The organism is Rhodothermales bacterium, assembly GCA_041391505.1.
GTDB lineage: Bacteria > Bacteroidota > Rhodothermia > Rhodothermales > JAHQVL01 > JAWKNW01.
The window spans coordinates 26408-47221 of the sequence record JAWKNW010000014.1 but is presented as its reverse complement, the minus strand read 5'-3'; the positions used below and the strand labels follow the sequence as shown (position 1 = coordinate 47221).

Annotated in this window: 15 protein-coding genes; 9 read left to right on the top strand and 6 right to left on the bottom strand. The window is 64.5% G+C overall.

Annotated features, from left to right (window positions below):
• Nucleotides 1-57: 57 nt before the first annotated feature.
• Nucleotides 58-1389: a malectin domain-containing carbohydrate-binding protein gene (locus R2834_14180; GenBank protein MEZ4701481.1), complete on the top strand. Its 1332-nt coding sequence runs from the start codon at nucleotides 58-60 to the stop codon at nucleotides 1387-1389.
• A gap of 84 nt (nucleotides 1390-1473) precedes the next feature.
• On the opposite strand, the gene R2834_14175 is transcribed toward R2834_14180, so the two are convergent.
• Nucleotides 1474-2895 (bottom strand): trypsin-like peptidase domain-containing protein, encoded by a 1422-nt coding sequence (locus R2834_14175; protein ID MEZ4701480.1) that lies wholly within the window; start codon nucleotides 2893-2895, stop codon nucleotides 1474-1476.
• A gap of 386 nt (nucleotides 2896-3281) precedes the next feature.
• Here R2834_14175 and R2834_14170 point away from each other — a divergent pair, with 386 nt between their 5' ends.
• Nucleotides 3282-4559 (top strand): citrate synthase, encoded by a 1278-nt coding sequence (locus tag R2834_14170; protein ID MEZ4701479.1) that lies wholly within the window; start codon nucleotides 3282-3284, stop codon nucleotides 4557-4559.
• Nucleotides 4560-4655: 96 nt separating this feature from the next.
• On the opposite strand, the gene R2834_14165 is transcribed toward R2834_14170, so the two are convergent.
• From R2834_14165 to pyrR, 5 genes are all read right to left on the bottom strand, one after another.
• Nucleotides 4656-5126 (bottom strand): winged helix DNA-binding protein, encoded by a 471-nt coding sequence (locus R2834_14165; GenBank protein MEZ4701478.1) that lies wholly within the window; start codon nucleotides 5124-5126, stop codon nucleotides 4656-4658.
• A gap of 131 nt (nucleotides 5127-5257) precedes the next feature.
• The gene (locus tag R2834_14160) at nucleotides 5258-5662 is read right to left on the bottom strand and encodes a response regulator (protein MEZ4701477.1); all 405 of its coding nucleotides are present in this window, start codon (nucleotides 5660-5662) and stop codon (nucleotides 5258-5260) included.
• Nucleotides 5663-5701: 39 nt separating this feature from the next.
• Nucleotides 5702-7627: an ATP-binding protein gene (locus R2834_14155; protein ID MEZ4701476.1), complete on the bottom strand. Its 1926-nt coding sequence runs from the start codon at nucleotides 7625-7627 to the stop codon at nucleotides 5702-5704.
• Nucleotides 7628-7714: 87 nt separating this feature from the next.
• The gene (locus R2834_14150) at nucleotides 7715-8683 is read right to left on the bottom strand and encodes an aspartate carbamoyltransferase catalytic subunit (protein MEZ4701475.1); all 969 of its coding nucleotides are present in this window, start codon (nucleotides 8681-8683) and stop codon (nucleotides 7715-7717) included.
• Nucleotides 8684-8793: 110 nt separating this feature from the next.
• Complete coding sequence (pyrR, locus tag R2834_14145) at nucleotides 8794-9387, bottom strand: bifunctional pyr operon transcriptional regulator/uracil phosphoribosyltransferase PyrR (protein MEZ4701474.1); 594 nt, start codon at nucleotides 9385-9387, stop codon at nucleotides 8794-8796.
• A gap of 244 nt (nucleotides 9388-9631) precedes the next feature.
• Here pyrR and R2834_14140 point away from each other — a divergent pair, with 244 nt between their 5' ends.
• From R2834_14140 to R2834_14110, 7 genes are all read left to right on the top strand, one after another.
• Nucleotides 9632-10564 (top strand): DUF58 domain-containing protein, encoded by a 933-nt coding sequence (locus tag R2834_14140; GenBank protein MEZ4701473.1) that lies wholly within the window; start codon nucleotides 9632-9634, stop codon nucleotides 10562-10564.
• Nucleotides 10565-10686: 122 nt separating this feature from the next.
• Nucleotides 10687-11886: a M20 family metallopeptidase gene (locus R2834_14135; protein ID MEZ4701472.1), complete on the top strand. Its 1200-nt coding sequence runs from the start codon at nucleotides 10687-10689 to the stop codon at nucleotides 11884-11886.
• Between the two features lie 49 nt (nucleotides 11887-11935).
• Nucleotides 11936-12619 carry a DUF2461 domain-containing protein gene (locus R2834_14130; protein MEZ4701471.1) on the top strand — a complete coding sequence of 228 codons (684 nt, stop codon included), beginning with the start codon at nucleotides 11936-11938 and terminating at the stop codon, nucleotides 12617-12619.
• A 1168-nt stretch (nucleotides 12620-13787) separates the two neighbouring features.
• Nucleotides 13788-14861 (top strand): efflux RND transporter periplasmic adaptor subunit, encoded by a 1074-nt coding sequence (locus tag R2834_14125; GenBank protein MEZ4701470.1) that lies wholly within the window; start codon nucleotides 13788-13790, stop codon nucleotides 14859-14861.
• Between the two features lie 60 nt (nucleotides 14862-14921).
• Nucleotides 14922-18065, top strand: coding sequence for an efflux RND transporter permease subunit (locus tag R2834_14120; GenBank protein ID MEZ4701469.1), 3144 nt, complete (start codon nucleotides 14922-14924; stop codon nucleotides 18063-18065).
• Nucleotides 18062-19384: a TolC family protein gene (locus R2834_14115; protein MEZ4701468.1), complete on the top strand. Its 1323-nt coding sequence runs from the start codon at nucleotides 18062-18064 to the stop codon at nucleotides 19382-19384. Before R2834_14120 ends, R2834_14115 begins: the two co-directional genes overlap by 4 nt.
• A gap of 79 nt (nucleotides 19385-19463) precedes the next feature.
• Nucleotides 19464-20615, top strand: a complete 1152-nt coding sequence (locus tag R2834_14110; GenBank protein MEZ4701467.1) for an AI-2E family transporter — start codon at nucleotides 19464-19466, stop codon at nucleotides 20613-20615.
• Nucleotides 20616-20814: the final 199 nt, after the last annotated feature.

Genomic DNA, 20814 nt, shown 5'->3' with positions numbered 1-20814 from the left:
TCTCCGTGCGCCCGTCAGGGCAGCACGCTATCGATGCGCCTTATCCCCTATTCAAATATGGATACCCCACGCACGTTCTCGTTCCGCCGCCACCTCCTGGTCGCGGCCGTCCTCCTGGCTCTCGTCCCGGGCGCCGCGCTCGGCCAGAGCGCGCCGCTCATCCGGCTCAACTCCGGCGGTCCGTCCTTCACGCTGGACGGCACCAACTACACGAGCGACGCTTATTTCACCGACAGCAAGACGGCCTCGTTCGACAGCCGCGAAATCGCCGGCACCGAGGAAGACGACCTGTTCCGCACCGAACGGATCACGAACGACGACGGCTTGCCCTTCGGCTACAGCATCCCGGTGCCGCAGAACGGCATCTACTCGGTCCGCCTCCACTTCGCCGAGACGGCGTTCACCGTCGCCGGCCGCCGCATCTTCGATGTCGCGGTAGAGGGCACCACGGTGCTGGACGACTACGACATCTTCGCCAGCGCGGGCGGCGCCAACACGGCGATCACGGAAACCATCCTCAATATCGCGGTCAACGACGACACGCTGAACGTCGTCTTCTCGGCCGTGGTCGAGCGCGCCAAGATCAACGCGATCGAGGTGTTTGGCGACTTCGACCCGATCTCCATCCCGTTCGGCATCAACGTGGCCGGGCCGGCGCTGACGGTGAGCGACGTCCCGTTCGTGGAGGATCCGGGCTACTATTTCCTGGAAGGCCAGATCTCGACGGATAATCTGCCCATCGCCAACACGACGGCCGATCTGCTGTACCAGTCGGAACGCTTTGCGAACACCCTGCGGTTCGTTCTGCCGGGCGTGCCGCAGGGGGTCTACTCGCTGGAACTCCATTTTTCGGAGAGCTTTTTCGACACGGCCGGCCAGCGCCTGATGGATATCGTGGTTGAAGGCGATACGCTGATCACGGATTTCGACATCGTGGGCACCGCCGGCGCGCTGAATACCGCGGTCATCCAGGAGCTCGAAGGGGTCTCCATCATCGACGGCATTCTCAACATCACCTTCGTGCGCAGCAATTCCGGAACGGCCACCGCCAAGGTCGCGGGCATCGCGCTGACCAGCGCGAGCCTCGTCGCCGTGGAAGACGAAACGTCGACCGAGGTGCCGGGCACGCACCGGCTCACCGCGGCGTACCCGAATCCCTTTAATCCGGAGACGCAGTTCACGCTCACGGTGGCGCGCAGCCAGCACGTGACCGTGCGCGTGTTCGACATGCTGGGACGCGAAGTGGATCGCCTGTTCGACGGCGTGATGCCGGCCAACCAGATCCAGTCCATGCAGTTTGCGCCCCATGCGCTCCCGAGCGGGATCTACCTGATCCAGGCCGCCGGCGAATCCTTCAGCGAAGCCCAGCGGGTGGTGCTGCTGAAGTAATCGCACGCGGCGTCGGGGTGCAAAAAACGGGATGCAGGATGGCAGTCATGGGCCGTCCTGCATCCCGTTTCGTTTTTTTCGGCGTCAGCAGCTCACGCAGGGCTTCATCAGCGCCGTCATGATCGGCGCCGACTGGAGCGGCGCGTAGCAGATCACCAGGAAATATGCCTCGTCGGGCATCTTCCGGTAGATGCGCATGAAGTCGTCGCGGTTGCGGACGGGCTCGCCGGCCATCTCGACGATGACCATGCCGCCGCGGAGGTCGCTCTCGCGGTACGCATCGCTCGACGGGTCGACGTGCAGGACGACCACGCCGCTGGATGCCGGTATCTCCATGTCGCGGGCGACTTCGTAGGTGAGGTCGTCGACCGTGAAGCCCATTTCGAGTTCGAACGGCTCCCTGGCTCCGCCGGTCGTGCGCGGCGCGGGGCGCGCCGCCGCGTCCAGCACGACATCCACCGACATCACGTCCGTCCGGCGCTGAACATCCAGCAGGAGGGTGTCGCCCGGCGCGCCCGCGGCCACCCGGTCCGCCAGATCGATCGGGTCGCGCAGCGGTTCGCGTTCGACGGCCACGATGAGATCGCCGACCCGGATGCCGGCCCGGTCGGCCGCGCCGCCGCGTTCGACATCGAAGACCCGCACGTGCCCGGGCGCCGCCGGATCGCCCGCCGGGGCATAGGAGAGGCCGAGCCGCCCCGCACCGCGTTTCCCGCGTGCGATGAGCGCATCGGCCACGCGGACGACGGTGCCGGCCGGCACGGCGCCATGCACGCCCGTCGTGGGCCGGTCCATACGATACTGCGCGAGGCCGGCGACCCGGCCATCCAGGTTGAAGAGCGGGCTTCCCGCGCTGCCGTTCGCGAGGGCGGCGTCGGTCTGGAGATAGCGCACCTCGCCATCACGCGTCGCCACGGTGCTGATGATGCCCGCCGTGGCCGACTGCCGGAGGTGGCGCGCCAGCGGCGAGCCGACCGCCACGATCAGCTGCCCGGCCGCCAGCCGCGTGTCGTCGGCGAAGCGGGCCGGCGTCAGGCCGCGGGCATCGACCCGGAGGACGGCGAGGTCGGAGCCGGTATCCGTCCCGATCAGCTCCGCGGTATGCCGCGTCCCGTCCGCCAGCGTCACCTTGATCCGATCCGCGTTGCGCAGGACATGACGGGACGTGACGATAAACCCGTCCTCACGGACGACGATACCGGAGCCGAGACCCCGGTCGGTGTCCTCGTCGGCCTGGCGCTGTCCGGGGATAAAAAACTGTTCGAGTTGATCGGGCCCGAAGGGCTGGCGATCGAGCGTGAGGGCTTCGATCTGCACGACGGCCGGCAGCGCGCCGGCGAGGGCCGCCTCGAAGGCGGACGGATCGAGCGCCGCCAGGGGCCGGCTGGCCGCATCGGCCTCGCGACCCAACTCGAACATTCCGTCGGTCACGGTCACGGCGGCGCCGCCCAGGAGAAACGCGAGCGCGCAGAAGCAGGCCAGTAGCACCTTCCCTTTGAGCTTCATGGTAAATCCTTCACTAGATGAATTACGCCGGGCGCACGGTGGGTAAACGACATGCGAGCCGGTGGTCGAATGGGGGGAATTCAGACCTTCTATCCATCTAATCGGCAGCCCGGAGGGTAACATAAGTGGGGGTTCGCCTGTCATAAGTCGCCCCTTACGTTGCTACCTTGGCGGAAGCCCTTCGGGCGTTGCGCCGGCATAAGCTGGTTTGCTTCTTGCCTTACCCCCCCGGATATCGGATCTTCCCGGTGAAATGAGGCAAAACGCTCATTTTCGGGGCGCATATTTTTCCGCCCGTCCGCTCATTTTGAGGACCCTTTTTTCTGCTGGATGGGTAGGACGGAAGCGATACCATAGACGCCGTTACATTTAAGAACTATCGGAACATGGACACAGCGAAGCTCAGCATCGACCAGAAAGAAATCGACCTTCCGATTGTGGTCGGGAGTGAAAACGAAGTGGGCATGGGCATCTCGAAGCTGCGCAGCCAGACGGGCGCCATCACGCTCGATGTCGGCTTCGGCAATACCGGATCGTGCCAGAGCGCCATCACCTACATCGATGGCGAAAAGGGCATCCTCCGCTACCGTGGCTATCCGATCGAGCAACTCGCTGAAAACTCCACCTTCACCGAAATCTGCTACCTCCTCGTCAAGGGCGAGCTGCCGAACGCCGCCCAGCTCGAACACTTCGAGAGCCAGCTGAAGCACCACAGCCTGCTGCACGAGGACTTCAAGAAATTCTTCGAGGGGTATCCGAGCAGCGCCCATCCGATGAGCGTGCTCTCGAGCATGGTATCCACCCTCTCCACGTTTTACCCGGAATCGAACGCGCCGGCGGATGTCGAACTCAACATCATCCGCCTCCTGGCCAAGCTGAGCACCGTCGCGGCGTTCTCCTATAAAAAATCCATCGGGCAACCGTACGTCTATCCCCGGAACGACCTCGACTATCCGAGCAACTTCCTGAACATGATGTTCGCCGTCCCGACCGAGGACTACAAGGTCAGCAAGACCCTCGCCGAAGCGCTGGACCTGCTGCTGATCCTGCACGCCGAACACGAGCAGAACTGCAGCACCTCGACCGTCCGTATGGTGGGCAGCAGCGGCGCCAACCTCTTCGCCTCCATTTCCGCCGGCATCTGCGCCCTCTCCGGCCCGCTCCACGGCGGCGCCAACCAGGCCGTCATCAACATGCTCGACATGATCGTGGCGGACGGCGGCGACTACAAGAAGTACATGCAGAAGGCCAAGGACAAGGACGACTCCTTCCGCCTCATGGGCTTCGGCCACCGCGTCTACAAAAACTTCGACCCCCGCGCCAAGATCATCAAAAAAGCGGCGGACAAGGTCCTCGACGAACTCGGGGTCAAAGATCCGCTGCTCGATGTGGCCAAAAACCTCGAACGCATCGCGCTGGAGGACAGCTACTTCGTCGACCGCAAGCTGTACCCGAACGTCGACTTCTACAGCGGCATCCTCTACCGCGCCATGGGGCTCCCGACGAACATGTACACGGTGATGTTCGCCATCGGCCGGCTCCCCGGCTGGATCGCCCAGTGGAAAGAACTCCGCGAAGATCCCGACACCCGCATCTTCCGCCCCCGCCAGATCTACGTCGGCCCGACCGAACGTCCGTATCCGGCGATGAGCAGCCGGAAGTAGACCGGGGTATAGGGGATGGCGGATGGGTCGGGGGATGATCGCCGTGTCCGATGGCGTGAAACTTCCTGACCTCCGCCCTGAACGAGCGACCGTACGTCACTCCCGCTCGAGGTAGATGCCCTCGCAGATGCGGGAAAGGTGCTTGCGGTCCACCGCGCTGACGCGCTCGGCGAAAAACGTGGTGACGCTGCTGATGTCCGGGTGCATCTCCTCGAGCAGCGCGCGGCCCTTGTCCGTGATCCGATGGAGCGCGACCCGGCGGTCGATGTCGGACCGTTTGCGTTCCACCAGCCCGCGTTCCACCAGCCGATCCATCAGCCGGGTGACGTCCGGGCTCCGATCGATCATCCGCCCCTGCACCTCGCAGCGCGGGTAGCCGTCCTCGGGCGCGCCGCGCAAGATCCGAAGGATGTTGTACTGGCTGCGCGTGATGTCGTATTTCTGCGCGATACGCTCCAGCCGCTCGCTCATGTACGATGCCGCAACGAGCAGGTTGAGAACGGCTTCCTGCGCCTCGCTTTCAAACGGAGCGCCCTGCTTGATCCACGTCTTTAATCCTTCAGGCATCGTGCTCGCCAGCTAATCGGTACTTGTGGTAACACCCAATACGCCGGCGATCGGTTTCCCGACACCGATGTGTTATCACGGACGCCAGTAAGATAGGCACACCGGCACCGCATGCCAAGCGGTTGCGCCGATCATAACTGGATATCTGATGAAAGCCGCAGCCCTTTGGTCCGGACGGGGATCATCGTGATCAGATCGATGAGGTGGCTGGCCGAGAACGGCTTGGTGAGGAAATACTCGGCGCCGGCCTGCTTGCAGCGTTTCTTGCTCAGCTCGGAGGGCATCCCGGTCATCATGATGATGGGGATATGCTGGAGGAGCGGATCACCCTTGATGGCCTGCAGCGTCGAAAAGCCGTTCATCTCCGCCATGCGGATGTCGAGCAGGATGACATCGGGCGAGGCTTCGCTGGCGATATCGAACCCCTCGCTCCCATCCGGCGCCTCGAACACCTGAAAGCCGCGGTCTTCGAGCACAAAGCGGATGGTGCGCCGCAACAGTTCGTCGTCGTCGATGACAAGGATCTTGGCTTGCATGGGGATACCCGGGCGTGCTGGTGAACGATGGAAAGGGCGTCAGCTGGCCAGTACGGCGCGCATGAGACGCAGGAGGTCGGCGGCGCCGTAGGGCTTCGCCAGAAAGTCGTGGGGGATGACGCCGACGCGGTCGAGCAGCTGCTCCCGGGTGATGCCGCCGCTCACGGCGACGATCTTCACCTCGGGGTTCATGTCGTACAGGGCCTGCATCAGGCGGGACCCGTCCAGGCTCGGCATCATGATATCGGTGACCACGGCCGCGATGTCGGCCCGGTGGCGCGCGTAGCGTTCGAGCCCTTCCTTGCCGTCCGAGGCCAGAAGCACGCGATAGCCGTGTTCTTCGAGGACCGACTGGGTGAGCATGCGCATCGCCGGCTCGTCGTCGATCACGAGAATGGTTTCGCCCGCGCCATCGGGCGAGGCGCCTTCCTCGGCGTACGCCGGCGTTTCGTTTTCGACGTCGCACGCCGGGAGGTAGACGCGGAACTGCGAGCCATGCCCCGGCTCGCTGTCGATCGCGACGTAGCCGCCGTGGCTCTTGACGATGCCGAGCGTGGTCGAAAGTCCGAGCCCGGTGCCGCGGCTTTTGGTCGTAAAAAACGGATCGAAGATTTTATCGAGCACGTCCTGCGACATGCCGGTGCCGGTGTCGGTCACGGCGATCATGACGAAGCGGCCGGACCGCGCGTCGGGCAGGTGGCTCGCGGCGGCTTCGTCGAGCACGATGTTCACCGCGCGCACCCGCAGCATGCCGCCATCGGGCATGGCGTCGCGGGCGTTGACGCTGAGGTTCATCAGGACCTGGTGCAGCTGGGTGGGGTCTCCTTCGACCGCCCAGAGGTGGTCTTCCAGATACACCCGCTGCTCGATCGTCGGAGGCAGTGCCTCGCCGAGCAGGCTCTGCACTTCATGGATAAGCCGGCGGACATCCACCGGCACCCGTTCGCCCTCCACGCCCCGCGCGAACGAGAGCACCTGGCGCAGGAGATCGGCGCCGCGTTGTGCGGAGGCCTCCAGCGTATTGAGCAGCTGGATGCTCTTTTCGTCCTGGGTGCGGCCGCGCAGGAGCTGGACCGACATCATGATCGGCCCCAGCATATTGTTCATGTCGTGCGCGATGCCGCCGGCGAGGGTGCCGAGGCTTTCCATCCGCTGCGAACGGAGCAGCTGCGTTTCGAGCGAACGCTGCTCCGTGATGTCGGTGTTCACGACGAGGATTTCACCCGGCAGCTCGGGCGATTCGCGCACCGACGTCCACCGGCTCTGGACCACCACCACCTCGCCCCGCTGGTTGACCTGCCGCATTTCGCCCCGCCAGAACCCGTTGGCAAACACCTCCACGCACGCCCGGTCGAACCGGGTGTCTTCCGCGTCGTGGAGCAGGCCGCCGGCGTGCTGGCCGATGGCCATGTCGCGGGTCCATCCGTAGACTTCGCGGGCGCGCTGGTTCCAGAACAGGATCTCGCCCTCGCGGCCCAGGATGTAGATGGCGTCCTGCGTCACATCGAGCAGGGTGTCGGCCGTGGCCTTCGCGCGTTCGGACGAAGCGAGGAGCGCGAGGTCCTCCAGCACCTTGCACTGGTCGGTCGTGAGGGCGCGCGGCACGATATCCAGCAGGCAGAGCCGGCTCGCGTCCGGGGCGCCCGCCCCGGGGATGGGAAACGCGGCAAAAAAACGATAACCCAGCGATTCGCCGAAGACCGGGATGCCCTCCTGGATGAGGTCGTAGAGGACGATGGTCTGGCTGATGCCGCCGGCGCCGGGGAGATCCAGCGCCCGGAGCGTGGTATTGGGCTCCAGACCGGACGTGGCCACGATGTGCTGGCTTTCGCCTTCGCCGAAAATGACGAGCGCCGCCGGCACGCCGGCGATGCGGGCGGCAAGACGGGCGATACGATGAAACGATTCGTGGCGGGGCGACAACGCGAGGCGCGTCTCGGTGGAAAGCTCCATCTCGACCAGCATATCGGTAGGGACCAGGGGGGTTGGTAGCAGGCAGGCCCCTCTGGTATCGTCGCCGAAGGGCGCCGGCTTAACCGGCGCGCCGCCGCCTCAATCTTCCGCCGTCGGCGCCCCGCTGAGCAGGTAGAGGACGGCCATGCGCACGGCGACGCCGTTCGTGACCTGGCTCAGGATGACGGCACGTTCGTGATCCACCACCTCGCTCGCCAGCTCCACGCCCCGATTTACCGGGCCCGGATGCATCACGATGAGGTCCGGGTAGGCCGTCATGTGCTCCATCTTGATCCCGAACTGGGTGTGGTACTCGCGGAGGCTCGGGAAGAGGCTGGCGCCCTGCCGCTCGAGCTGGATGCGGAGCGCCATCGCGATGTCGCAGCCTTCCAGGGCCTCGTCGAGGCGGTGCGTCACCCGGACGCCGAGCTGTTCGATGCCCACGGGGATGAGCGTGCTCGGGCCGCAGAGCGTCACGGCGGCTCCCAGCTTCTTGAGGGCGAAGATGTTGGAGCGCGCGACGCGGCTGTGCGTGATATCGCCGATGATGGCGACGTTCAGGCCGTCGAAGGAGGGAAAGTGGTCCGAGATGGTGAGGCAATCGAGCAGGGCCTGGGTGGGGTGCTCGTGCGCGCCGTCGCCGGCGTTGATCACGACCGAGTCGACGCAGCGGCTCAGAAAGTGCGCCGCGCCGGGCGAGCGGTGGCGGATCACCGCCATATCCACCTTCATGGCCTCGATGTTCTGCGCCGTGTCCTTCAGCGACTCGCCCTTGGAGACCGACGACCCGGAGGCCGAAAAGTTGATGGTGTCCGCGGAGAGGCGTTTCTCGGCCAGTTCGAACGAGATCCGCGTGCGGGTGGACGATTCGAAGAAGAGGTTGACCACGGTGATGCCGCGCAGCGACGGCACGCGCTTGATCGGGCGATCCAGCACGTCGCGGAAATGGCGCGCGGTTTCCAGGATCAGCTGGATTTCGTCGGCGCCATAGGTGGAGAGACCGAGCAAATGACGATGACGTAGGGCAGTGAGCGAGGGGGAAGTCTCCAGACCAGTGGCGGCGGTCATCGATCTCATGAATTAAGCGGGTAAAAGAAAAGGTTCATCGCCTTCTCTGGCGAAGAACCTTGCGCTTCTCTGGGGCTTCGGAGGGAATATCGGGCGGGCGTGCGGCATGCTCAACCGGCGATGCGATCTTCCTGACGCGCTAGGGGGTTCTCTACGAGCCAGACGCCTTCGCGCCCGTCGATTTCATGGAGCCTCACGCGAACCTCTTCGCCGGGGATGGTCGGCACCTGCCGCCCGACGATGTCCGCGCAGATCGGCAGTTCGCGCAAGCCGCGATCGACGATCACGAGAAACTGCACCGACGCCGGCCGCCCCATGTCCATCAGGGCATCCAGCGCCGCGCGAGCCGTCCGGCCCGTGTACAGTACGTCGTCGACGAGGACGATGTGCCGGCGGGAGATATCGAACGGAATATCGGTCTCCCGCACCTTGGGCTGTTTGAAGCGCAGACGGAAATCGTCCCGGTACATCGTAGCGTCCAGCACACCTACGGGCACATCGACGCCCTCGATGCTCCGGATCTTCTCGCGGATGCGGCGGGCGAGGTAGACGCCCCGCTTGTGCAAACCGATCAGGGCCACGCCGGCATCCCGGTCGGCCGAGGCGTCGAATTGCTCCAGAATCTGCCGGGCCATGCGTTCCAGGGTCCGGTCCAGATCCTGTTCGTCCATCAATTGCGCTTTAATACGATCTTGCGGCTCCATGGCATGGAAGGTAAGAAAATTTGTTCGGACGTCCGCCGACATCTAAAGTGAAAAAAGTGCTGGAGGGTTTGGGAGTATGGGTGGGTGGGCGTGGGTGGAGATTCAGACCCGGAAGAACCGCGCGACGCGTACCCTCATGCTCCCATCCTCCCGCACTCCCGTACACATACCACCAACAGCCGGAACATCCGCCCCCCGCACCCGCGTTCCTCGTAGCGGTATTCACATCAGAACACGGCCCACCTTGGCAACCCAGGACACAGCGCGTCGCTACCTCGACCCCATTACCATCTCGCGACTCAAGAACATGGAGCTGCGCGCGCGGATGATCGTCGAAGGGTTCATGACGGGGCTCCACAAAAGCCCCTACCACGGTTTTTCGGTCGAGTTCGCCGAACACCGCCCCTACAACCCGGGCGACGAGCTGCGGCATGTCGACTGGAAGGTGTTCGCCAAAACCGACCGGCACTACCTCAAGCAGTACGAGGAAGAGACGAACCTCCGGCATTATATCGTGCTGGACACGTCCTCCTCGATGCGGTACAAACACGCCGGCAAGCTCAGCAAGCTCGAATACGGCTCCTATCTGGCCGCCGGCCTGCACTACCTGATGGTCAAGCAGCGGGATGCGACGGGGCTGATCGCGTTCGACGAACACGTGCACACGCTCCTCCGCCCGAAAGCCACGCAAGCCTATCTGCGCCAGCTCCTGGCCCGGCTCGAGCACATGAACGACGCCAGCGTGACCGAAAAACGCACGAGCGCCGCCACCGTCCTCAACGAAGTCGCCGAACGCATCTCGCGCCGGTCGCTGGTGATGCTGATCACCGACCTGTTCGAGAACGTCGCCGCGCACGACGACCTGCTCAAGGCGCTCCGCCACCTGCGCTACCGGGGCCACGAAGTCCTCGTCTTCCACGTGCTCGAAAGCGAGACCGAACGCAAATTCCGGTTTCCCGACGTCCCGATGGTCTTCAAGGACATGGAGACCGGCGAAGAGATCACCCTCCAGCCGGCGCAGCTCCGCCAGAACTACGAAGAAGCCGTCCGCCTCTTCAGCGAAACCTTCCGCAAGCAGTGCCTGGGATACAACATCGACTTTATCGAGTTGGATACGGCCGAATCATACGATACCGCCCTGATGGCCTACATCAACAAGCGGAAGAAGCTGCTGTAGAGCATCGCAAATTGGGGGCTTTCGGGCTCGCCGTGCGGTGTGGAGCCGGGTGATCCCGGGGGCCTTTTCAATCCGCAACCTGCCAACCTGCAACCTGCAACCTGCCAACCCTTATCCCCTTCATGGTCCACCGCTTCAAATCCCTTTCCGACGAGATATTCCCTGAGATCGTGCGGCTGCGCCGCGCCATCCACCGCCGGCCTGAGCTGGCGTTCGAAGAGGTGGAGACGTCGCGCCTGGTCGTCGAGACGCTGAAGCCGCTCGGGCTCGATATCCAGACGGGGGTGGCGAAAACCGGCGTCGTGGCGACGCTGACGGGCGGCAAGCCGGGGCCTACGATCGCGCTGCGGGGCGACATGGACGCGCTGCCGATCCACGAGGAAAACGAACTGCCGTTCAAGTCGGAGCACCCGGGCAAGATGCACGCGTGCGGACACGACGCGCACACCTCGTCGCTGCTCGGGACGGCGATGGTGTTATCCCGCATGCGGGAGGAACTCCACGGGACGGTGCGTTTCCTTTTCCAGCCCAGCGAGGAAAAGCTGCCGGGTGGCGCGAAGGTGATGATCGAAGAAGGCGCGCTGGGCGGGGCGCCGAACAGCCCCGCGCCGGCGGCCATCTACGGGCAGCACGTCCAGCCCGGCATGCCTGTCGGCAAGATCGGGATCCGGAACGGCATGTACATGGCGTCGTCGGACGAGCTGTACCTGACCGTCAGGGGCACCGGGGGCCACGCGGCCGCACCGCATCTGCAGCAGAGCGACGCCGTGCTCGTCGCGTCCCACATCATCGTGGCGCTGCAGAGCGTCATCAGCCGCAACTGCCCGCCGGACAGCCCGAGCGTGCTCTCGATCGGCCGTGTCATCGCCGACGGCGCAACCAACGTCATCCCGGTGACGGCGCGACTCGAAGGCACCTTCCGGGCGATGGATGAAGCCTGGCGGTTCAAGGCCCACGACCTCATCCGGCGCGTGGCGACGCATACCGCGCAGGCGTTCGGCGCGGAGGTCGACGTCGACATCTGGGTCGGCTATCCGGCGCTCTTCAATCACGACATGCCGGCCAACCTCGTCCGCGAGGCCGCGCACGAGTTCGTCGGCCCCGAAAACACCGTCGAGCTCGACCTCTGGTTCGCGAGTGAAGACTTTGCCTGGTACCTGCGCGAGATCCCCGGCGCCTTTTACCGGATCGGCATCCACGGTCCGCACATGGACGCCGCGCACGCGCTGCACACGCCCCGTTTCGACATCGACGAGGAGTCGCTCCGCCTCGGGCCGGCCTTTATGGCCTATCTGGCCTGGAAAGCCGGCGCGAACGGGTAAGCCGGCCAGACCTCCATCCCCCAGAATGCACGTTACACCCCGCACTGCCATGTTCGATACCAGCCTCCCGCCGTTCCCCGGATTCCGCAAGGAAGCCTTCGATTTCTTCCGGGAACTGGCCCGCAACAACGAACGCGACTGGTTCAAGGCGCGCAAGACCGTCTACGAAGACGAGGTGGTCTGGCCGCTGCAGTGTTTGGTGGCGGAGGCCGGCCGGGAGGCTGCGTCGCAGGGGTTTCGCCTGACGGCCGACCCTAAAAAGTCCATCTTCAGGATCTATCGCGATACCCGGTTCTCCACGAACAAGGATCCGTACAAGACCCACGCCGGCGCCGTGCTCACCCGCGACGGCACGGTAAAAAGCTCGGGCGGCGTCTACATCCACATCGAGCCCGACCGCCCCATGATGGCCGCCGGGTTCTGGCATCCGGAAAACACCGTCGTCCGCGCCTGGCGCGACCGGATGGCCCAGGCGCCCGATACCTTCCTCGCGATGATCGATCAATTAAAGGCCGGCGACCTCGAACTGGAATCCGACGAGCAGCTCAAACGCATGCCGGCCGGTTACGAGGCGTACGCCGATGACGAGATCGCGCCGTACCTGCGGTTCAAGTCCTACACCGTGTCGCGCCCGTTCAAGGAAAAGGAACTGCAATCGCCGGATTTCACCCGCACCGCCGTGCAGATGATCAAGGACTGCTACCCCCTGCTCGCGTACGGATGGGAAGGCTGAGGACGGGTCGCGCGAGGGCATAAAAAAAGCCGGAGCCGTTACAGCGGCAGCCGGCTTGTCTCCGGGAGGAGAACAGTACAACACGGTACGATGAGAAAGCTGGGGTCAGCAGCAGCTACCTAGCGATCTCCCAGGATAAAGCGTTTGGACGAGCGCTTGGGTTGCAGCATAGCCATGGCTGCCATTGCGCCGAAGAAGAGAATCATTGCCAGAACGGCCATTTCAGTCGCCATCATTTTCTATCACCGGGAGGTCTTCGTAGTTGAATCAGGTACATCTCATCGTAACTGATAAAAAGATACGGAGGCATGCGCCTTTGGATGGGCTACTCGTAGGTGATTCGGCTACTCCTGAGGGAGTAGTTTGGGCATAAAAAAACGCCGGAGCCCTTACGGGGGCAGCCGGCGTTTCCCCTTTCGGGGTGGCACGAGCCAGATCTATATCAAAGACGCGGGGCAGCCTGCCGGCCATCCGGACGAACTCAGGCGCCGCGTTTGGGGTTCATGAACGCCATCAGGGCCGTTGCGACGATGAACGTCAGCATGGCTATCATGGCGAGTTGGGTCGTTTCCATGGCTTTACAGCGCTATGTTTCAGGGTTTGATATCGTGGGCACATCGAGCACGGGTTGACTACAGGGGCGGCCCGGTGTGCATCGTTGTGTGTAATACACGCGAGGGCGACGCTTCAGTCAGCTACGCGGGTCCTATTTTTATGGTACTGGAGTAGTATTCGGAGGGATATGCGATAAAAACGGGAGCGAACCGCCATACCGTATCCAGCATATCGAACGGACCGACGTTGACGCACCTTCGGCTCGGAGTATCCTGCATCCTGCATCCCGAATCCCCCCATCCACCCCGATCCGCTGAACGGCGTAACGTCTTGTTGTTAGATGCGTGTTAAAACTTATTGCAAGTAGGGTGCCAGATTATCCCGATGGCAACAAAGCACCCGGTGGTACGTGATACCCGCCTGAGTGTCGCCGCACACCAGGTCACGGGACACGCGATCCTGCGATGCGGCATTCGACAGGTTCGGGAGGACAGCGGCGGCTCAATGCCTTCGACGGCCTCCCGCCCGTCTGAGACCCGGTTCCCTCTATCAGTCACCAATCCGGATGGGGCATCGCCGAGCACGGCGGGTGCCGCGTAGCCGGATCAACCGCATGAACAAAACCGTCAGGCGCCTACTTCTCGGTCTGGTCTTTCTGATCGTCATTCTCGCGCTCGCCTGGCCCAAGCTGCGTCCGGCGCCGGCCACCACCGGAGGCGCGCCCACGCCGGCGGCCGGCAGCCGCGCCCTCGTCGTGGAGGGACAGGTTCTGGCCCCGAACAACCTCCAGGACCGCATCGTTACGACCGGCACCATCCGGGCGAATGAGGAGATCGAACTGCACAGCGAGGTGTCCGGCAAGATCACGAGCATCCACTTCCAGGAAGGACGCGCCGTCCGCCGGGGCGATATGCTCGTCAAGATCAACGACAGCGAACTGCAGGCGCAGCTCCGCAAGGCCGAATACCGGGCGACCCTCGCCACCGAGCGGGAGGTGCGCCAGAAACAGCTGTACGAAAAGGGCGGCATCAGCCTCGAAGAGTATGAGGCCACGCTGAACGAACTGAACGTCCTGCGGGCCGACGTGGACCTGATCACGGCCCAGATCGCGAAAACCGAAATCCGCGCGCCGTTTGACGGCATCGTCGGGTTGCGGCGCGTCAGCGAAGGGAGCTACATCGCCCCGACCACGGCCATCACCACGCTGCAGGATGTCGATCCGGTAAAGATCGACTTTTCGATCCCCGAGCGGTACGCGCAGCGCGTCGCGGTGGGCGCGGAGATGTTCTTCCACGTCGAGGGCATCGAAGAGCAGCTGCGCGGAACCGTCTATGCGCTGGAGCCCCGGATTGAAGCCAGCACCCGCACCCTGCTGCTCCGCGCGAGCAGCCCGAACCCGGGGCGCCGGCTCCTGCCGGGCGCCTTCGCCGACATCGATCTCATTTTCGAGGAGATCCCCGACGCGTTGACGGTGCCGGCGATCGCCGTCATCCCCGAGCTGGGAGGTAAAAAAGTCTTTGTGGTGCAGAAAGGCGTCGCCATGTCGCGCGTCGTCGAAACCGGCATCCGGACTGAAGACCGGGTCCAGCTCCTGAGCGGCGTGGCGGCCGGCGACACCGTGCTGGTCTCCGGCGTCCAGCTGCTGCGCCCCGGCCTGCCGGTGAGCGTTGAAATCGGAGCACATTGAGGGAAGGAAGCGGATTATGGCCTCGCTTTGCCTTTTTCATCTTGCCTTTTTCGGTTCCCTATGAGCCTCTACTCCATCAGCATACGCCGGCCCGTCCTGGCGCTCGTCATGTCGATCGCCATCGTGCTTTTCGGCTTGCTGGGCTTCTTCGACCTCGGCGTCCGTGAGTACCCGGCGGTCGACCCGCCCGTCATCACGGTCGCCACCAACTACCGCGGCGCCAACGCCGACGTGATCGAGTCGCAGATCACCGAACCCATCGAGGAGTCGGTGAACGGCATCGCCGGCATCCGCACCCTCACCTCCGTCAGCCGCGAGGGCCGCAGCACGGTCACGGTCGAGTTCGACATCGACGTCGATCTCGAGCGCGCGGCGAACGACGTGCGCGACCGCGTCTCGCGCGCCATCGGCAACCTGCCGCCCGACGCCGACCCGCCCATCGTCACCAAGGCCGACGCCGACGCCTTCCCGATCATCTTCCTCAACGTGAAGAGCGCGGAGCGCAACCTCCTCGAGATGACCAAGATCGCGGACGACATCTTCAAGGAGCGGCTCCAGACGATCGAGGGCGTCAGTTCGATCGACATCTGGGGCTCGAAGGAGTATGCGATGCGGCTCTGGCTCGATCCGCAGAAGCTCGCGGCCTACCGGCTCTCCCCGCTGGACGTCCGCAACGCCATCGCGCGGGAAAACGTCGAGTTGCCGTCGGGGCGCATCGAGGGACAGAACGTGGAGTTGACCGTGCGGACGATGGGCCGGCTCGAGACACCCGAGGCGTTCAACAACCTCATCATCAAGGAGACGGACGGGCAGGTCGTGCGGCTGATGGACATCGGGCGGGCCGAGCTCGGGCCGCTCAACGAACGCACCGTCCTGAAACGCGACGGCGTCCCGATGGTGGGCGTGGTGCTGCGGCCGCTGCCCGGCGCCAACAACATCGCCATCATCGACGAATTCTACCGCCGCGTCGCGCAGATCGAAAAGGAGTTGCCGGCCGACATCCAGCTGGCGGTCGGGTTCGACAACACCACCTACATCCGCGAATCCGTCTCGGAGGTCCAGCAGACTATTTTCATCGCCCTCGCGCTCGTCGTCCTCATCATCTTCATGTTCCTGCGCGACTGGCGCACGACGATCATTCCGGCCGTCGTGATCCCGATTTCGCTGATCGGCGCCTTTTTCATCATGTACCTGCTCGACTTCTCGATCAACGTGTTGACGATGCTCGGCATCGTCCTCGCGATCGGGATGGTGGTGGATGACGCCATCGTGGTGCTGGAGAATATCTACACCAAGATCGAAGGCGGCATGCCGCCGCTGGAGGCCGGCATCGAAGGCACGCGCGAAATCTTCGTCGCCGTCATCGCGACCACCCTCGCGCTGGTGGCAGTGTTTCTGCCCATCCTGTTCCTGGGCGGCCTGACGGGCCGGCTCTTCCGGGAATTCGGGATGGTCATCGGCGGGTCGGTCCTCATCTCCTCCTTCGTCGCCCTGACGCTCACGCCCATGCTGAGCTCCCGGCTCCTGAAGGCACGCGCGAAACACTCCTGGTTCTACAACAAGACCGAGCCGTTTTTCGAGTGGATGACGCGGGGCTACCGCGGCGGCCTCGAAACGTTCATGGCCCATCGCTGGCTGGCCCTGCCGATCCTGGCCGTCAGCTTCGCGCTGATCCCGTATTTCTACAACCTGCTCCCCTCTGAACTCGCCCCGCTCGAAGACCGCAACGCGCTTCGCCTCATCGCGTCCGCCCCGGAAGGCGCCACCTTCGAGTACATGGATGACTACGTCGACCAGCTGACCGCCCTGTTGCAGGAGAACGTACCGGAGACCGACAACATCATCTCGGTGACCTCGCCGGGGTTCGGCGCCTCGTCGTCGGTCAACTCGGCGTTTGCCACGATCACCCTCGTCGACGCCGACGAGCGGACGCGCTCCCAGCAGGAGATCGCCAACTGGCTCACGCCCCGGGTCAGCAGCCTCACCGGGGCGCGGACCTTCATCTCGCAGCCCGAGACCATCGGCGCGCGCAGTCTCGGGTTGCCGGTCCAGTTCGTCATCCAGGCCCCCAGCTTTGAAAAGCTGACCGAGGTGCTCCCGAAGTTCATGGAGGAAGCGCGGGTGGACCCGACGTTCACCTTTACGGATGTCGACCTGAAGTTCAACAAGCCTGAACTGCGCATCGACATCAACCGGGAGCGCGCCCGTGCCCTGGGCGTGTCGGCGCTGGACATCGCACAGACGTTGCAGCTGGCGTTCAGCGAGCAGCGGCTGGGCTATTTCATCATGGACGGCAAGCAGTACCAGGTGATCGGGCAGGTGGAACGGCAGGACCGCAACGAGACGCTGGACCTGCGGTCGCTCTTCGTGCGCAACGCGGCCGGCGAGCCCGTCCAGCTGGATAACGTCGTCGACGTGCGCGAGGAGAGCAGCCCGCCGGCGCTGTACCGGTTCAACCGCTTCGTCTCCGCGACGGTATCCGCCAGCCTGGCGCCCGGCAACACCATGGGCGACGGCATCGAGGCCATGCGCGCGATCGGCGACCGCGTGCTGGATCCCACGTTTTCGACCGATCTGTCGGGCCCCTCGCGCGACTTCGTCGAGAGCTCGTCGAGCCTGCTCTTCGTGTTCATGCTGGCGCTCGCGCTGATCTACCTCGTGCTCGCCGCGCAGTTCGAGAGCTTCCGGGATCCGTTCACGATCATGCTGACGGTGCCGCTGTCCCTCGCCGGCGCGCTGTTCTGGCTCTGGTATTTCAACCAGACGCTCAACATCTTCAGCGAGATCGGCATCATCATGCTGATCGGCCTGGTGACCAAAAACGGCATCCTCATCGTCGAATTCGCCAACCAGCGTCGCGAGCAGGGCCGGAGTATCCTCGAAGCGGCGAAGGACGCCGCGGCGGCCCGGTTCCGCCCGGTGTTGATGACCAGTATCTCGACCATCCTCGGCATCCTCCCGATCGCCCTGGCGCTCGGCGCCGGCGCGGAGAGCCGCGTCCCGATGGGCATCGCCGTCATCGGCGGCCTCGTGATCGGCACCTTCCTGACCCTGTTCGTCATCCCGGCGATGTACTCGTTCCTGGCCAGCAAGACGGTGACGCGGCACGAGGACATGAAAGCGATGGTCGACGCCCTGAGAACCCAGTCGCGGACGACCCGCGCCGAGTCACACGCGGAAAACGCGCCCTCCGTTACCCCATGATGCGGATTTATCTGACGTTGCTGGTCGGGCTGATGCTCGCCGCGCCGGCGGGTGCACAGGATGTGCTCACGCTGCGCGAGGCCATCGACCTGGCCATGCAGAAAAACTACGACATCCAGATCGCGCGCAACGAGATCGAGATCGCCTCGAACGACGCGACGCTGGGGAATGCCGGCTTCCTGCCCGTTTCAGACCTCAACCTCAGCGCCGGACGCACCGTCGCCAACACCAAGCAGAGCTTCCTCAGCGGCCAGACCACCGAGCGCAACGGGGCACTCACCCAGCGTCAGGCCGCCGGCGTGGGATTCAGCTGGACCGTCTTCGACGGGTTCGGGCGCTACCGGGCCTACGACCGGCTCAAGACCGTGCTCAGCGAGGAGGAATACCGGGCGGACAACACGACCGAGCTGATCCTCACCGACGTCGTGGTCTCCTACTACGACCTCGCGCGCCAGCAGCAGCAGCTCCGGGTCCTCGAGGAGGCCGTCGCCATCTCGGAGGAGCGCATGCGCATCGTGGAACTGCGGCGCGACCTCGGGTCGGCCTCGGAGCTCGAAGTGCGCCAGGCCCGGCTGGACCTCAACGCCGACCGCGCCAGCGTGCTGCGCCAGCGGACCGCCCTCGTCAATGCCCGCGCGGATTTCAACCAGCTGCTCGTGCGGCCGCTCTCGCTGGACTACACGGTCGTGGACAGCATAGCGCTCGATCCCCCCGTCGCCCGCGATACGCTCGAAGCCGAATCGCTGGGCCGCAACAAGACGCTCATGGTGGCCCGGATGGCCCGGCAGGTCGCGCTGATCCAGTCGCGCGAGGTCCTCTCCGAATGGCTGCCCTCGGTGGATGTCAACGCCGGCCTCAACTATTCCAACCTGAACGCCGAAGCCGGCTTCCTGCTGTCGAACGAGTCGAAAGACATCACCTACGGCATCAGCCTGAACATGAACCTGTTCGACGGGATGAACCGCCGCCGGCGGGCGCAAAACGCCGAAATCAGGCTGCGCAACGCCGATCTCGTCATCGACGACATCACGACCCGGCTCCAGTCCGACATCAGCCGGGCGGACCAGGACTACCGCAACAGCCTGGCCCTGATCGATATCGAGCGGGAGAATCTGGCGCTTGCGCGTCAAAACGTCGATATTGCGCTCGAACGCTTCGAACTGGGCACCATCACCTCGATCGAGTTGCGCGAGGTGCAGGAGACCCTGACCCGCGCGCAAAGCCTGTTGCTCGTCGCGCAGTTCGAGGCCAAGCGGGCCGAGACAGAGCTGCAGCGGCTCAGTGGCCGGCTGGTGAAAGCGTTCCTGCCCCGGGAATAAGCTCCGGGCGGTTCCCCAACCCTCATCCCTCACTCAGTGCTTCGCGGGCCCGCTGCACGGCGGTTCCGCAGGAAACGGCATGGAACCGACGCCGCTGCTTTTTCGACGCACCTTTCTGCTGCTTCTCGTCCTCGCCATTTCGATGCTGTTCATGGCGATGATCCAGCAGTACATCCTGACGCTCCTCATGGCCGCCATCGTGACGGGGATGGCGCACCCGCTGTACGTCCGCCTCTTGCGGCGTGTCGGCAACCGGCCGGGTCTGGCATCGACGTTGACGATCCTCCTCCTGCTCCTGCTCGTCGGGGGCCCGCTCAGCGGTTTTCTCGGCATCGTCGCCGCGGAAGCCGCCGATATCATCAAGACCGTACGCCCGAAGGTCGAGGAGCTGATGCAGCAGCCGAACGTGGTGCGCGAGTGGCTGGATCGCATGCCCTTCGCCAGCTACATCGAGCCCTACCAGTCTGAAATCCTCACGCGCCTCGGCGACGTCGTCCAGCGCGTCGGCGACTTCGTGATCACCAATGTCGCCTCGGTCACCACGGGCACCGCGCTGTTCTTCCTGCACATCGGGATCATGCTCTACGCCATCTTCTTCTTCCTGGTGGATGGCCGGGCACTGCTGGACCGCATCCTCTACTTAATCCCCATGCGGAGTGAGGACAAGCAGCTGCTGGTGCACAAATTCGTCTCGGTCACGAGCGCGAGCCTTCGGGGCGCATTGATCATCGGCGTGGTGCAGGGCGGGCTGGCCGGCGCGTCCTTCGCGTTCGCCGGCATCGGCGGCGCCGTGTTCTGGGGGACGGTGATGGCCGTGCTGTCGACCATCCCCCTGCTCGGGGCCGCGATCGTGTGGGTGCCCGGCGTGATCTATCTGATCGCGACGGGGCACACCGGCGCCGGCATCGCCGTCGCGATCTGGTGCGCCGTCGTGGTGGGGCTCGCGGATAACGTGCTCCGCCCGCGCCTGGTGGGCAAGGACACCCAGATGTCCGACCTCCTCGTCTTCCTCGGCATCGTCGGGGGCCTGTCGCTGTTCGGAGGGATCGGATTTTTTATCGGCCCCATCGTCGCGGCGCTTTTTGTGACGGTGTGGGACTTCTACGGCACCGCGTTCTCGGGCATGCTGGAGCCTGTTGCGGCGCCGGGCGAACCGCCGTCCGACGGCGCGGCGGAGACGGAGGCGGCCGAATCCCAGCCGGCGCCGCACCCGGCCGGCGAAGACGCCTGAGGCCGTGAACGGGTTCGGCCCGGCTGCCATGACCCATCCTCCGCGCCGCTTATCATCGGGCCTATTCGGTCGATACATGTCCTGACAGGAGGCGCCGGCCAGCGCTTTCCGCACGTCCTGCCTTCGGCCGCCCTCGACCCATGGCGCCGCACGACGCTTCTCTCGCGACTCACCCCGTCGCGTCGTCTGTAACCGATCA

Bases quoted from the DNA above. Each gene is read 5' to 3' on its own strand.
- R2834_14180 (MEZ4701481.1), top strand. From the start codon at position 58: ATGGATACCCCACGCACGTTCTCGTTCCGCCGCCACCTCCTGGTCGCG.
- R2834_14175 (MEZ4701480.1), bottom strand. From the start codon at position 2,895: ATGAAGCTCAAAGGGAAGGTGCTACTGGCCTGCTTCTGCGCGCTCGCG.
- R2834_14170 (MEZ4701479.1), top strand. From the start codon at position 3,282: ATGGACACAGCGAAGCTCAGCATCGACCAGAAAGAAATCGACCTTCCG.
- R2834_14165 (MEZ4701478.1), bottom strand. From the start codon at position 5,126: ATGCCTGAAGGATTAAAGACGTGGATCAAGCAGGGCGCTCCGTTTGAA.
- R2834_14160 (MEZ4701477.1), bottom strand. From the start codon at position 5,662: ATGCAAGCCAAGATCCTTGTCATCGACGACGACGAACTGTTGCGGCGC.
- R2834_14155 (MEZ4701476.1), bottom strand. From the start codon at position 7,627: ATGCTGGTCGAGATGGAGCTTTCCACCGAGACGCGCCTCGCGTTGTCG.
- R2834_14150 (MEZ4701475.1), bottom strand. From the start codon at position 8,683: ATGACCGCCGCCACTGGTCTGGAGACTTCCCCCTCGCTCACTGCCCTA.
- pyrR (MEZ4701474.1), bottom strand. From the start codon at position 9,387: ATGGAGCCGCAAGATCGTATTAAAGCGCAATTGATGGACGAACAGGAT.
- R2834_14135 (MEZ4701472.1), top strand. From the start codon at position 10,687: ATGGTCCACCGCTTCAAATCCCTTTCCGACGAGATATTCCCTGAGATC.
- R2834_14130 (MEZ4701471.1), top strand. From the start codon at position 11,936: ATGTTCGATACCAGCCTCCCGCCGTTCCCCGGATTCCGCAAGGAAGCC.
- R2834_14125 (MEZ4701470.1), top strand. From the start codon at position 13,788: ATGAACAAAACCGTCAGGCGCCTACTTCTCGGTCTGGTCTTTCTGATC.
- R2834_14120 (MEZ4701469.1), top strand. From the start codon at position 14,922: ATGAGCCTCTACTCCATCAGCATACGCCGGCCCGTCCTGGCGCTCGTC.
- R2834_14115 (MEZ4701468.1), top strand. From the start codon at position 18,062: ATGATGCGGATTTATCTGACGTTGCTGGTCGGGCTGATGCTCGCCGCG.
- R2834_14110 (MEZ4701467.1), top strand. From the start codon at position 19,464: ATGGAACCGACGCCGCTGCTTTTTCGACGCACCTTTCTGCTGCTTCTC.